We start from the raw sequence: 14,703 nt of genomic DNA on the forward strand, positions 1-14,703 counted from the left end.
CGGGATGGGCTTGTCAATCAGCCGCGAGGGCTCAGAGGCGAGACAGGATCGAATCGAGCAGCGACTGCGAGTTCTGCTGGCCCAGGAAGAACTGGGTGTCTTCCAACTGATCGAAGCGGCTCGACAACGGACGGGCAAACGCCGGGATGATGTAGTCGCCTGTGGGCAGGTTGCCCGGGCTATTGGCCGCGAACACGTCGACGTTCGCACCCAGTCCGGTCTGGAACGTTGCCCGCAAGCCGAGCAACTCTCCAACACGGCGGCCAACGGCGGCCGACAGCGCGTCGGTCAGATCGCGCACCTCGGCGTCCGAGGGGTTGAAGCCAAGGGCGGTGAGCTGTGGCACGAAGACCGCGGCTTCGTCGTTGCGGTCGGCATTGAACGGATCGGACCGCTCGGCATAGCCGTAGATCTCCTCGAAGCCAAGGCCGAAGCCACCGACACCGAAGTCGAACGGGTTGAAGAAGAAGCTGAGCGGATCGGCCGAGAAGGTGAAGTTGATCGGATCATTCGAGTCGGTCACGAAGACCGTCGAGAAGTCTTGGCCCTGGAAGGCGCTCGCGTTGCCCGAGAACGTGATGTCGTAGCCGGCACCCTGGAAGATGTCGTTGAGGTTATCGACCAGCTCGCGCTGGACGAACGTGTCGACAGGCAGGCCATCGATCGTGCCGCTGAAGCCCAGAGCACGACTGGAGAAGGGCAGCAGGTCGGTTTCAACGCCGCCAACCTCCAGCCAATCGACACTACCGCCGTTGAACTCGAGCAGTACGTTCTGGCTCTGCGTCTGGATCTCGCCCGACACCGAGTCGTCGCCGGTGCCGCGGATGCCATCGGCACCCACGTTGAGCGTGTATCGGAATCGGCCCTCGACGATGCGCTGGGGATCGTCGAAGGTGCCGAACGTGCCATCGGGGCCAGCGAAGGCCGCAACACTTGGGCCGCGACGCGTGCGCTCGATCTCGACAACATAATCGGCGTTGAACACGCCCTGGATATAGAAGGCGTAGGTACCCGTCTCTGGTGCCTGGGCGACGATGAAGAAGTCGCCGTTCTCGTCCGTGCCGTAGGTCAGCAGGTCGTCTTGAGCGAAGACCTCCGAACCCGTGCCCGAGATCGTCGCGAACTCGCTGGGCGAGAAGACGATTTCACCGTCGCCCACGCCCGTGGAATTGGTCGTGTTGAACAGGCCGAACTGCACCGCGCCGGAGAAGTCCTGGAGGATGGTGTCCAGGGTGCCCACGGCCTGCCGGCCGCCGAGGTCGGCACCGGTCTCCGAGAGCTTGACCGTCAGGCGGAACTCGTCGCCCGCCTGGATGGCCTGGCGGTTGTTGAGGTGGAAGACGTCCACATCGGGAGCGATCAGGCCGGGCACGCCGCTGGCACCCGTCTCGCCGATGGCCGAAGTCACCTCGATCAGGCTCACACCGCTTGGCAATCGCGAGGACACGACGCCGTCTCCGTCGGTGCCGGTGATCACACCGGTCTCGGCATTGCGTGTGAAGGTGTACGCGCCAATCGTCACGGACGCCCGATCGTCGTCGGAGCCCAGAACGCCATCCACACCCGAGAACGATTGGGCGAAGGGCGCTTCCACAAGGTCGCGGCCATTGCCGGCGTTGGTGCTGGCGCTGAAGCCCGAATCGCCATCGTCAAAGACGTTGAGCGTAATCGAGTAGCTTCCGACGATGCCAGCCGCAGGAGCAATGTTTTCCACCACGGCTGGATCGAACGGCGTGTTCGAATCGGTCGTGTTGGACACCGCGATAAAGAACGTACCCGTCTGGGTGATCAGGTAGTTGTTGCCGAACGTCACCACGCCCTCGCGGAGTTGGCTGGTTTCGGCAGGCAGCGTCACGCTGGCGGTGTCGATGCCAAGCTGGGGGTTCTGCCCGGGCGAGAAGAAGTCGATGAACGCGTTGAACGCCGAACCCGTGTTCGCACCAACCTGCAGGATCTGCCCGGCCTGGAGTGTGATGGAGTACAGGTCCACGTCGCTGGCCAGCGAGAAGGCCTGGGCATCGGTATCGGGGTGGTCGCCGATGAAGCCACGAAGCGTGTAGACCGTGTTGGTGTCGGGAAGGGCGTCGGGCTGGAACTTGCTGTCCAGGGCCGTATCCAGGTTGCCGGGGCCGTAGAAGTCGACCCGGCCCGGGCCAAGGAATCCGCGGTCGATGGTGACCACGTTTGGCGTGATCTTGTCGCCCACGTCGCCAACGAACGCGTCGCCCGCGAAGAACCGATCGGGATCGGCAAACCCGTCGCCGTCGGCATCCAACCGAGCGGCGGCGTTCTGTCCACGCACCACGTCGGGATCGAGTTCGAAGCGATACAGGCCCGGGCCGGCCACGCCCGGGAGCTGCGGCAGGTCGCGACGGGTCACGATATCGGAGAACGTGATGACCGCGGCGTTTTCGGCCGAGTCGTACTCGAACAGGTAATCCTGGCCCTCATCGAGGCGGATCTTCACGATGCCGCCGTCGCGGACTTCGCTGATGATCAGCCCGTCACGCAGGGTTTGGGCGTTCATCTCCTGGTTAAAGAAGACACGGGCGATGTAGATGCCGCCATCAAAAACAACCTCGATGTCGTTCACCTGCACGACTTGGGGCAGTGTCGCCAGCGTTGACACGGTGAAGTTGCGCTGCTGGGTCGTGGCCTCACCGTTCACCGTGACGCCGCCGATGGTTCCGGTGGCGAACACGCCGAAGGTCTCCGAACCACGGTTCGAGCCGACCTGCGTGCCGCCGATCGTGACCGAGCCGATGTCCGAGCGTCCGCCCGAGACGATGTCATCGGTAGTGCCCAGGAAGCCATCAACCCCTCGGAGCACGCCCGCGCTGATCGAACTCTGCAGGAAGTTACCGCCAACGGTCACCGAACCGATGTTGCCGCCGTTGGTCGAGTCGGCATTCGCACCCTCGCCGCCAAAGGCCGCATCTCGGCCAAGGTCGGTGCCAGACATGATCAGGCTGGCCAGCACGTTGGCGGTGATGTCCACACTGCCGATGTTGTTGGCCGCCGAGATGGTCGTGCCCGACATGTCGAACGCGGTCACGCTGGTGATGCCGTTGCCCGAGCGGATGGAGCTGTTGTTGATCGAGCCGTTGACGAAGAGGGCGCCACGGATGCCATTGTCGACGCTGATGTTGGCCCGCATCGAGCCCTGCACGGTGATGCCTTCGGTGCCAAAGAGTTGCAGCGTGGGCGTCACGAACTCGCCGGGGAGCTGCGGGGTCGATCCACCGAGATCGCCGTTGACGGTGAGCTGGCGGAGCAGCGTGGCACTGATCGTGCCGCTGGTCAGCAGCGAGCCGGTCTCGAGCAATTGGACGTCGTTACCGACGAGGATGTTGCCCGAGCCCTGGAAGCCATCCAATACGATCTCGCGGGCGTAGCCGTCGACGACGATGTTCGAGTTGCCGAACATCACCGCCTGAACCTCGATGCGTCCCATCGACGCGTCGTCGTTGCTTAGGATGCTGAAGTCTTCCAGGGCGCCTGTGTCGCTGGTGATGGTGACGTTGCTGTTGATGCCCGTGCTGATGAGCAGGAGGTGGCCGCCAGCGGCATCCCACACGGCCGTGCCCGGGCCGCTGAAGCTGATCGTGCCAGACGCCGCGCCGCGGGTGAAGCTGATCGACGTGCCAGAGGCGATGACCTCGCCCAGGGTCGAAAAGTCGAAGGAACTCTGGTCGGCAACGAAGGACAGAGTGGCAAGGCTATCGCCCACCACCGGGGTGGCCTGGCCGCCCGTGGTGATGCCGGCGCTGCGATTGGGCAAACCGGTATCGGCGTGGGCGCTCACGTTCGTCACGGTACCGTTCACGGTGACGCCGTCGATGACCGAAACGCCCAGCGTGTGCAGGTCGTCGGCGGTGTTGTAGATGCCATCGGCCCCGGCCACGATGCCCGCGGACACAGCAACGTCGGTGGCGTCGCCGGCGATGGTCACCTGCCGGACGCGACCGGCCTTGGTCACGTCCTCGGCCAGGCCGACTCCGCCCGCGCGACCGTCGGTACCCAGGTCGTAGATGCCGCCGGCCACCAGCAGGTTCGCGGCCGAACCGGAAACTGTGACCATGCCCACCGAGTTGCCGGCCACGATCTGCGTGCCGAAGCCGGTGGTGTTGGGGTCGTTGGCGATGTTGCCCTCGCCGTTGACGTTGATCTGTCCGATGGCATTCTTCGCATGGAAGACGGCCTCGAACACCGAGCCGTTGGTCACGGTGACCACGCCGATGTCGCGACCGGCGGTGATGCTCGGGCCGTCGAAGCCCGCGCTGATGCCCACATTCGGCGGGAGCTGGTTGCGAAGGGCTTCGGCAGCCACGAAGCTCGAGAGCGCGGGATTGATGCCGATATCACCGAACACGCCATCCTCGGAGGCGTTGACGGTGATGCTGAAGATGTTCCGGTCGGCATGGACGTCGCCAAGCAGGTGACCGGCGTTGATGACCAGGCTGCCGATATCGCCGTTGAAGGCCGACACCGAACCGCCAGGCAACAGCGAGCCGTTATTAATGGTGACGCTGCCGATGCCGCCCGAGAAGCTCATGATGTCGCCGGCATAATCGCCGTTGGCCACGACCGACTCGATGCGGCCGTAGGCCTCGATCGAACCAGAGGGGACGAGGTTATTGCCGGGCAGGCCGGGTCGGGCCCCGATGAGGATCGATCCCGTGATGGCATTAGCCACACGGATATCCGAGTACAACCCACCATTGGCGACTTCGATGCCCGCCAGGTCGCCGCGGATGAGCAGCACGCCAGGATCGTTGATGTCGCCCAGGTTGCGGCCCACGGTCAGGTTGCTCAGCGTACCGCTGATGTCGGTGCTCATGAGCATGTCGCGCGAAGCCACCAGGTTGGCGACCGTGCCGCGAGGCGTGCGTGTCTCGAGCGAGCCGCGCAGGTCGCCGGCGGTGGCCTCGATGCGGGTCACCGGGCCGGTGGCCAGGATCTCGCCGTCGAAGAGGCTGGCCACCTGCAGCAGGTCGAGGCGGCCATCGGGACCGGTGACGTTGATGTTGGTCGCCGTGATCTGCTCGGCCATGAGACTCACCAGCGGGCCCGAGACGTTGATCTCCGAAGCGCGGATGGCCTCGGCTACGGTCATCATCGTCAGCTGACCGGTAATGATCTGGGTCGACCGAATGTTCGTGGCATCGAACGCGCGGATCGTGCCAGCCACGCGGATGTCCGACCGTTGGAACAGCCGGCCGTTGATCGACTCACGGACCTCGCCGTTCACTTCGAGGAACGTGTCAGCGAACACGCCATTCTCAGAGGTAGCCCCGCCGCCCTGGCCGACGATCAGCGAATCCAGATCACCACCGATGCTGATGAAGGACCGGTAGACTTCTCGGGGCGTGCCGCCGCCGGTGCTGTTCACGATGTTGCCGGCCTGGATGGTCTCGACCGAATTGTTGAATGACATCTGGACGGCGTCGATATTCCCGTTGAACTGGAAGTCTTCGGCGCTCAATGCCGCGATGCTCGTGCGGAAGATCGACGAATCGATATCGCTGCTGATGACCCGGATCTCGCCGGTGCGGAGGAAGGCGTCCGCGTAGTTCACGCTGACCCAGAATTCGTCCAGGTTGGTCGCACCGATGTAAGCGTCGGTGATATTGCTATTAATCAGTGTGATGTCGTCGATGCCGCTCAAGGGATTCGCGCCACCCTCGAACACGTTGTTCGCAGCAACGATGCTGCTGGACAAGGTCGCGTTACGAGCCTCCAGGTTGTCGATGTCGTCGACCGCGAAGATACCGGTCGTCGACAGGCTGTTCTGGGTGCGTTGCGCTAAGCCCATACCAACATCGATGTCGATGATGTCGCCAGCGTAGATCGTGCCGAAGATGCCATCGAAAGCACCCGGCGTCTGCCCGGCGGGTGTGCCGATCTGGGCATTGACCACCAGGTCCTGGATCACACCCGTGGGGCTCAGGATCACGTCGCCCACACCACCACCCACGCGCAGCTGCGTCAGGTTGCCCGTGCGGACGAACAGGCCATCGAGGTACGGATCGAAAGGCGAGCCCACATCGGTCAGGTACGCACCGCCCCCGGGATACGCGTTGTCGCCCACGGGCCGGTACACCGAACCACCCCAATCGGGGTCGATCACGGCCCCGGGCAGGTCAAACGTGTCGTCGCGGCCGATGCCCTGGATCTGGTTGTCACCGATGCCCACGAAGGGCGAGATCCGGCGCGGGCCAACCGACGGGAGCTGCGTGCGACCAAGGTCGCCGATGATCTGCACCTCGTTGATGCCCACCACATCGATCGCCACGATGTCACCAAGCGGTGTGTTGTTCCGGATGGAATCAAACGCGGCACCACCCGATTGCAGGATCTGCCAGATATCAACCTGGACCTCACCAGAAATCTCGATAGACGACTGCGCCGCCGCTCCCGTGATGTCGATCCGGCCGATGCTGATCACGTCATCGGGCGAGCCCTGGAGCGTGTTGATGTTGAGGGTTCGGTTTCCGCTCAGATCGGCCTCGATGGTCGCCAGAGCCACGCCCTCGGCCGAATCGATGCCAATGAACCGCAGGAATCCGACGATCGAGCCGGCGGGACCGGCCCCGTCGATGCTTACGGTGAATCGGCCGCCGGCGTCGTCGACGAGTTCCACCGACTCGCCGATGATCAGATCGATGCCGGCATCGACGCCGAAGGTGTTGGTGATGTTCGGCGTGTCCACGAACCGGATGTCGCTGCCCGGGCCAAGGTCGAAGTTCACGCCCTGGCTCGACGTGCGAACATCCGAGTCGATACCCACGATGACGTCTTCGTCGGAGAAGTCCACATCCTGGGAAACCGCGAAGCCACCGACCGTCGAGCCCGCGCTCGTGATGATGCTCAACGAGTCGCTGGCCACGTGCGATCCGACCCGGATAAACCCGATGTCACCACGGCCACCGCCCGAGCCCGAGCGGATCACGATCGAGTCGGCCGGGCTCGCCTGGGGCAGGGCCTGCTGATCGAAATCGTAATCGAGGCCAATCGCCCCCGAGATATCCATGTAGCCGATGCTGCCCGAGATGTTAAAGAGAATCGAACCGGCACCCGAGTAGAGGTCGCCCTCGGTGGGGCCAGTGCCGATGACCTCCGATTGGCCCGTCACGACGTAGCCAAGATCGCCGCCGACCTGGAAGATCAGCGAGACAGAGTCCGTTTCGATATCCGAACCGGCATAGAGCTCAAGCAGGCTGCCGGCGATGGTATAGCTGCCGCCCGCAAGGTTCGCGCGTTGGTCATCGGGTTGGCCAGCGCCGGTGTCATCGTCGCTGAAATTGATGTTGTCGTCGGCGCTGGTATCGCCACCGGCCCCGTCGAGCAGGTGGGTGCCCGCCCGGATCGAGCCCACCGAGCCCGAGAGCACGTTGAGCGAAAGGCTCGTACTGACGCCCGACACGCCCGGGCCCAGCGTGTCAGCCGGGAAGCCCATGCCCGAGGCCGTCCGGTACGCGCCAAGCGTCACCGGGGCCATGCCCGAGACGTTCAAGGCGTAGAAGCCGCCGGTGGTCACACTCCCCGTGGCAATGGTCGACACGACCAGGTAATACACCCCGGCGTACTCAGGCTGGTACTCCATGAAATACCGGCCAGTATTGGTAAACTGTTCGTCGGCGCTGACCCCCGACACCTGGCGTCCACGCGCATCGACCAGGCGGAACTCGAAGCTGGGATCGTCGGGCACGCCCTCGACCACCACAGGCCGGCTGCCATCCAACGGGATCGCGAACACGTCGACGTTGTCCTCGCCGGTGTTGACCGGATCACCAAAGCTCAGGTCGCCCACGATCTGCACCTGGCTGCCGACGTTCCCGATGAATTCGGCGCTGCCGATCGAGTCGTTGCGGAAGTACTGCGCTCCAAAGACCGGCGTGACGTCCGTAAAGAACGTGAAGCCGACCGAGTCCGAAATGGCGGCCGAAGACGTCTCGATCGTGCCGCCCAACAACTGGGCCCGGATCGTGGTCTGGGTATTGTTGTCGTCGGCAGTATCGATGCCCAGCGGGGATTCCAACTCGACGTACCGCACGACATCTCGCGGCTGCCTTAGCACCGAAGAGGCCAACTCACCGACCACGGTCGTGTCCATCAGCGAACGCCCGGCGATGTGGACCTGCCCGAGCGTGCGCTCCACAAGGAGCTGCGCCCCGGTCTTGGTGATCACGTTGCTGTCATCGCCCGACCACAGGCCGGCGTCAGAACTCGACGTCAGCGAGCCAAGGTCACCCTTGACCGTAATCGAGCCCAGGAGCGAACCGAATCCGAGCTGGTTCGCGGCCCCATTGAACACCGACGAGCCGAACAGCAACCCGTGCACGTTGATCGTGCCGACGTTCTGTGTTCCGAGCGCGAAAATCCCCTGATCGGGATTAACGAACGAACCCTGGACTGCCGCCCCGAACGGGTCGTACGCCGAAGTGGTCGAGATGTCCCGCACGTACGGCGAACCGATGATCACCGATCCAGCCGTGGGGGTGAGGCCATCGACCTCGCGGTCACCACCAGGAACCAGTCGGAAGCCAAAACCGGCGGACTCGAAGTCGTCGGCCAATTGGGTCAGGTCATCGATCACGTTGAGCGTGAACCCGAACTGAGAGAAGTCGGCGTCGGGGTCGGGCTCACCGGCCTCGATGTTCGCACCGAACATCGTCAGCGTCGTAGCCTCGTCCGCGTTCGTGAAGACGATGCGACCGATGCCATCGTTGAACTCGGGGCGACCGTCGTCGTTGGGGTCCACGATGGTCAGCGTGCCGTTCTCGGGCACACCCAGCGCGATCGTCGCCGAAATCGGTCGGCCGTACAGGTCGAAGAAATTGGCCGTCGTCCCCGCCGTGCCGGCGATGCTGACCACCGCCCCGAAGATACGGGTCTCGATCAGATCGACAAAATTGCCAGGAGGCAGAGCGGCCGACACGTTGTCGAACCGGAAGCGATCGCTCGGCCCGCCGATGGACTCGAAGCGGATCGCGTCGAACGCGGGTGTGGCTTCGCCGGACACTTCCGGAGGCAGCGAGAACACGAACGTGCCGATGCCATCGCTCGGCCCGCCTCCGCCGGTTCGGAAGTTCGCCAGCTCGTCCCGGCCCTCGAACGAATCGACGACCTCACCGCGGAACAGCAGCGAGACCCGCGTGTTCTCGAGATCCAATCCCTGCGTACTCATGAGCGACGGGAGGAAGTCGATCGAGAAGCTCCGGATGCCTCGGAACAACTGCCGATCGTCCTCGGAGTTCAGGAACGAGAAGGTGAACTGCTCACCCTCTTGCAGCAGCACTTCGACCTCGCGAGCGTCGTCCTGGGGGTCGACCACACCAGCGGGGAGCACGTACCGGAAATCGGCAGTCGGCGCGATGTTGTGACGAACGAAGAGCAAGGAATCGGGAAGCACCGTTTGAGAGATGATCGGTGTGCCCGCGGCACCGGCGTCATCGAAGTTCTCTTCGACAACCTCGTCATCTTCGAGCATGTCGGGAGCATCGGGAGAGAGCAGGTACGGGATCGTGTAGCCGAAGTACGCCTGCGCAAAGCCAATCCCAGTCGTCGGGTCGACACTCGACGGATCGATCGTCAGCGCGAAGAGCAACTGACGCGGTTCGAGCGGTTCGACGTCCGGGCGGCTGGCCCGGCCGGCAAGGCCGGCAAGGCGAGACGCGGCCCCGTGGGCGGCATCCTGCACGAGCGAACGACGGCGAACATACGGGCGGGTCTTTGCACGGCGGTTGGGCTTCATGACCGCTCCTCGCTGGCTGTTGCAACACCGCAACACGCGGTGGTTTCTTCGGGGCTTCCAAACCGGCCGGGGTGGGCTGGTGGCCGGCGTGATCGAGTCATCCGGGGTGGATCACTCGACTGCGACGCACGCCCGTGGGCGTCGTCGCGGGCCGCTCCCAGGGCCGGGAGGGCCGGGCAGAACGGGGCACCGCGCCAGCCGTCTACCACTCGGATGCGTTGGGGTCCATCCCAAGCTCGGCCGCGGCACATCCACCCGCGGACCAGAGCCAACAAGCATATCAGACCATTCCCCGCGAGGCTAGCCCCGATGCCGGGCGTTCGGCCATCAATTCAAGGAATCGATCGGACCACCACTGGGCGTCTTCCGTCAAGCCGATCATCTGCGAGCCTCCCGGATCGGGAACACACCGGTGAGGCGTCCACCCCGACCGGCCTTTATCCGTACAAACTTCGGGCCCAAGCAATCCAAGACCAACCATCAATTCTAAAAACCTGGTCATTGGGGTGCTCACCTTCGGGCCACGCTGCCGACAAGCGGGGGTCGGCGGGCCCTCGGGCGGGGTCGACGGGGGGCCGACCCAAGCCATGCACTCTTGTACGCCGGGCAATCCAGATGGTTGCAGCCGACCGATAGTCCGCAAGATTCCGCGAACAACCGAGCGAATCGCGCCAGCCAGACAACTCCGGCCAGCCGGCTGGCAAACCGGCTAGGCCATTTCCCGAGCCGACCGATCTAACCGACAGGAAGACGCGTATCGTATGGGGACCCGCACACGATCCTTATAGGACGTGCCGGGAGAGAGGGAGGCACCCGTTGCTCTCCGGAGTCGGACAATCCGATGGGCTTGTCGAACGCCTGCTGATGGCGGGCGGGTCCGCCGATGCCACGCTCTTAGCCGGCATCGCCATCGTGGTGGGCATCATGCTCTGGGCCGCCGGAGCGCGTGCGGTCAGCCTCGCCTTCGCCGCCGCAGGCGGCACGGCCGGCCTCTTCGCCGGCTTCACCCTGGCCAATAACGTCAGCGTTCCCGACGCCGCCGGCATCCCCGGCCCGCTCATCGCCGGCGCTGGTGGTGCCGCGCTCGGTGTCGTGATCGCCCTGGTCGCCATGCGATTGGTCGTGTCCGCCGCCGCGGGTGTCACGGCCGCCGCCGCCGCCGCGGGCATCGCGGTTCTTGTCACACCGCACCTGCCGCCACAAACCCCAACGCCCCAACCAACGCCGACACCGACCGCATCTTTGCAACCGGTGGCGTTCTCACAAACTGGCTTTGACCAACCCGTCGATGTCGCCGAATCGCAAGCCGTCGACACGCCCGCATCGGACACCGCATCCCCTCTGAGCACCCAGGCCATTGCTGACCAGGCCGAGGCCGCCTGGGACCGCGTGCCTGAGGAGTTCCAAGGCCAAGCCGCGCTGGCCATCATCGCCGCCGGTTTGATGGGTGCGATGCTCGGGGCCATCTGGCCCGCCCGAGTCGCCAGCGCTACCACCGCCTTCATGGGTGCCGCGATCTGGCCGCTGGGCGCGATCCAGATCCAGGCCGCCGCTGGCACGCCGCTGCCGATCGAAGAAACACCGACCCAGGCCTGGCTGCTCGCCTGGCTCGTGCTCGGTGTGGTTGGTTTAGGAATCCAGCGGCTGGTTGTCCGCAAGGTCGCCGAGAGCTAGGCGCTCGGGGCTTCGGCTTCCGGCTCAACCGGCTCGGTCTGCACGGTGATCGGGCCATCAACGACATCACTTCCAGGGTCGGCGTAGATGCCCGCGTTGGTCGCGCCGCCGGCGAGTTGGCCGGTCAGCAGCGCCAGAGCGATCACGCCCACCGCGGAGATCCCGCCGGTCATCAACCGAAGCCCATACGCCGGATGGTGCATGGGGCGATCGGGCGAATCGGCCATGCCCTTGGCGTCGTCGATCATGGCGGCCTTGAAGATCCGCAGGTAATAAAAGGCCGCGATGGCCGAGTTCAGGCCCAGGATGACCACGAGGGCAATCTCGCCCGCGGCGATGCCCGAAGTGAACAGCGGCAGCTTGGCCATAAAACCGAGCAACGGCGGGAAGCCGAGCAAGCTGAGCGACACGATGGCCAGCACCACGCCCAACGCCGGCTCGCGCCGCCACAGGCCGCGCAGGTCGTCGAAGTCCTCGACCTCCATCGGCTCGCCGCGGTCGGCCGCCCGCTTCTCGAGGCAGGCGATCACCGCGAAGGCGCCCGTATTCGTCACGCCATACGCAGCCAGGTAGAACAGCACCGCCGAAACGCCGCTGCCGCCAAACGTGCCGTCGCCCGGCCCGGCCAAGAGGCCCACGATTATGTAGCCCGAGTGCGCGATCGACGAGTAGGCCAGCATCCGCTTCACCGAGCTCTGCATGAGGGCCAGCACGTTGCCCACGGTCATGGTGACGGCGGCCATCACCCAGAGCATGATGCGCATTGCTTCGGGCAGCGCCGTGCCACTCTCGCCATAGGACCATCCGACCACCGAGCAAATCAGCAGCAGCCCAACGAAACCCGCCGTCTTGGGCACGAAGGCCAGGAACGCCGTGACCGGAGACGCCGCCCCCTGGTACACGTCGGCCGTGTAGAAGTGCATCGGCACGGCGGCGATCTTAAACGCCAGCCCGGCGATCGATAGCAGCAGGCCGATCATGGTGATGTTATTGATACCCTCGGCCGCGATAACCCCGGCCATGGGTCCGAGCTTGAGCGTGCCCGTGCCGCCGTAGAGCATCACGAAACCGTACAGGAACGTGGCCGCGCCGAGCGCTCCAAGATAGAAGTACTTCACGCCCGCTTCTTGTGCCCGGCCGCGCGAGCTGCTCATCGCGACCATGACATACGTCGGCAGGCTGGTCAGCTCGAGCGCCAGGAACAACCAGATCAGGTCGCTCGCCGACACGCACAGCATGAGGCCCGTCAGCGAGAACAACACGAGCGAGAAGTACTCGGCCCGGTTCGTCCGCAGCGGGCTGAACTCACGGCCCGAAGCCACCAGCGCCTCTTCACGCCGGTCGATCAAGCCGCCCTGGAGCATCAGGAGCAGCAGCCCCACGCCCGCGACGGTGACCTTGACGAAGCCCGGCAGGTTGGGCAGCATCGTGTCGCCCTGCGGCGAGCCGCTGGTCATGCCAAGCACCGCCAAAATACCCGCCACTGCTAACCCGGCCATCGACGCGGGCAGGCACAGCGTGCGCCACTGCTTGTTCGGCGACAATCCCAGGATCATCACGATGCACGTCGTGACGAACAACGCGATCTCGGGCCAGATGAGGGCGATCTTGTCGGCCATGGCGATCAGTGCCCCCCTTCGTCGGTTCCGGCGTGCGCGGGCTCTGGCGCCGGCTCGTGCCGCACGCCCACCTCGGCGGCGTGCGCCTTCAGCAAGTCCTGATAGGGAGCCAAGGTCCGTTCGACCGAGGGCTCGATGGCCTCGATCACCGGCGTGGGATAAACACCAAGGCCCAGGCAAGCGACGGCCAGCACGGTCAGCAAGCCGATCTCTCGCGTGTTCAGGTCGGTGGGAAGCTCGGAGTGCTCGTCGTCATGCCCGGCGGGCTGCTTTGGGGTGCCCCACACGATGCGCCCGGTCATGTAGAGCAGGTACATCGCCGCGACGATGACACCGAAACCCGCCGCGAAGGCGAACCACGGGCCGAGCGAACCACCAGCGGCACCGGCTCGCCCCTCGAGCACCCAGGCGGGCGAACTCTGGAACGTGCCGATGATGCACATGAACTCGCTGACGAAGCCGTTGAGCCCTGGCAGCCCAACCGACGCCATCACGAAGAACACCATGAACGACGACCAGATGGGCATCGTGCTCGCCAGCCCGCCCAGCTCGTCCATCGAGCGGGTGTGGAAGCGCTCGTAGACCATGCCGATGCATAGGAACAGCGCCCCGGTCGACAGGCCGTGGTTGATCATGTACAAGACCGAGCCGGTGAGCCCGATGTTGTTGAGCGCGACGAGCCCCAGCACGCAGAAGCCCAGGTGGCTCACCGACGAGTAGGCCACCAGCTTCTTGACGTCCTTCTGCACCCAGCAGATCAGGCCTGCGTAGATGATGCCGATGATGCTCAGCACCGCGATGAAGGGTGCGTACGCAATGACGGCCTCGGGCACGAAGCCCAGCACGAAGCGGTAGATGCCGTAGGTGCCCAGCTTCAGCAGCACGCCGGCCAGGATGACCGAGCCCGCCGTGGGTGCCTCGGTGTGCGCCAGGGGCAGCCAGGTATGCACCGGGAACAGCGGCACCTTCACCGCGAAGCCCAGCATGAGCGCCAGCAGCACCAACGCCTGGGCCTGCACGGGCATGCCCATCGCGGTGGTTGCCAGTGTTGGGATGTCGAACGTCCACACACCCTCGATACCGCGGTGGTGGAACACCACGTACACCAAACCCGCCAGCGCGATGATCGAGCCCGTGAACGTGTACAGGAAGAACTTGGTCGCCGCCCGCTTGCGGTTGCTCGATCCGTACAGATTAATCAGCACGTACAACGGCAGCAGCGTGAACTCGAAGCAGATGTAGAACACGACCAGGTCGGTGGCCGCGAACACGCCGATCATCGCGGCCTGCAGGCCCGTGAGCCAGCCGTAGAAGACTTTTGGGTTGTCCTTGATCGCCGTGTAGCTGCCGATGACGCAGATCGGCCCGAGCAGCACGGTGAGCGTGATGAGCAGCAATGCCACGCTATCGACACCCACGCCCAGCCGCAGGCCCATGTCGGGGATCCAGTCGTAACTCGCCGCGAACTGCATCGCCCCGCCGTTGGCCCAATCGAAGCGGATGAGCGCGACGAGCATCGGGCCAAGGGGCACCAGCGAGCCGATGGTCGCGATCGTGCGCGCGTGCTTCGACGGCGCAAATGCGATGGCACCGGCGAACAGCAGGGGCATCAGGATGAGCAGGTGCAGCAGGCTCAATTCAGTCCATCCCCTC

At 64.7% G+C, this 14,703-nt stretch carries 4 protein-coding genes; 1 reads left to right on the forward strand and 3 read right to left on the reverse strand.

The window, feature by feature from the left end:
- Window positions 1-31: 31 nt before the first annotated feature.
- Window positions 32-9,757: a hypothetical protein gene (locus NCW75_10795; protein ID UYV11783.1), complete on the reverse strand. Its 9,726-nt coding sequence runs from the start codon at window positions 9,755-9,757 to the stop codon at window positions 32-34.
- 816 nt (window positions 9,758-10,573) lie between these two features.
- Here NCW75_10795 and NCW75_10800 point away from each other — a divergent pair.
- Complete coding sequence (locus tag NCW75_10800; protein ID UYV11784.1) at window positions 10,574-11,431, forward strand: hypothetical protein; 858 nt, start codon at window positions 10,574-10,576, stop codon at window positions 11,429-11,431.
- Here the strand turns inward: NCW75_10800 and NCW75_10805 are convergent.
- Together NCW75_10805 and NCW75_10810 are read right to left on the reverse strand one after the other, a co-directional pair.
- Window positions 11,428-13,050 (reverse strand): NADH-quinone oxidoreductase subunit N, encoded by a 1,623-nt coding sequence (locus NCW75_10805; protein UYV11785.1) that lies wholly within the window; start codon window positions 13,048-13,050, stop codon window positions 11,428-11,430. The two genes, NCW75_10800 and NCW75_10805, sit on opposite strands and share 4 nt — an antisense overlap.
- A gap of 5 nt (window positions 13,051-13,055) precedes the next feature.
- Complete coding sequence (locus NCW75_10810) at window positions 13,056-14,687, reverse strand: NADH-quinone oxidoreductase subunit M (GenBank protein ID UYV11786.1); 1,632 nt, start codon at window positions 14,685-14,687, stop codon at window positions 13,056-13,058.
- Window positions 14,688-14,703: the final 16 nt, after the last annotated feature.

The sequence above is a fragment of the Phycisphaera sp. genome, assembly GCA_025916675.1.
Lineage (GTDB): Bacteria > Planctomycetota > Phycisphaerae > Phycisphaerales > UBA1924 > JAHCJI01.

Coding starts and splice junctions, on each gene's coding strand:
- NCW75_10795 (UYV11783.1), bottom strand. CDS start 9,757: ATGAAGCCCAACCGCCGTGCAAAGACCCGCCCGTATGTTCGCCGTCGT.
- NCW75_10805 (UYV11785.1), bottom strand. CDS start 13,050: ATGGCCGACAAGATCGCCCTCATCTGGCCCGAGATCGCGTTGTTCGTC.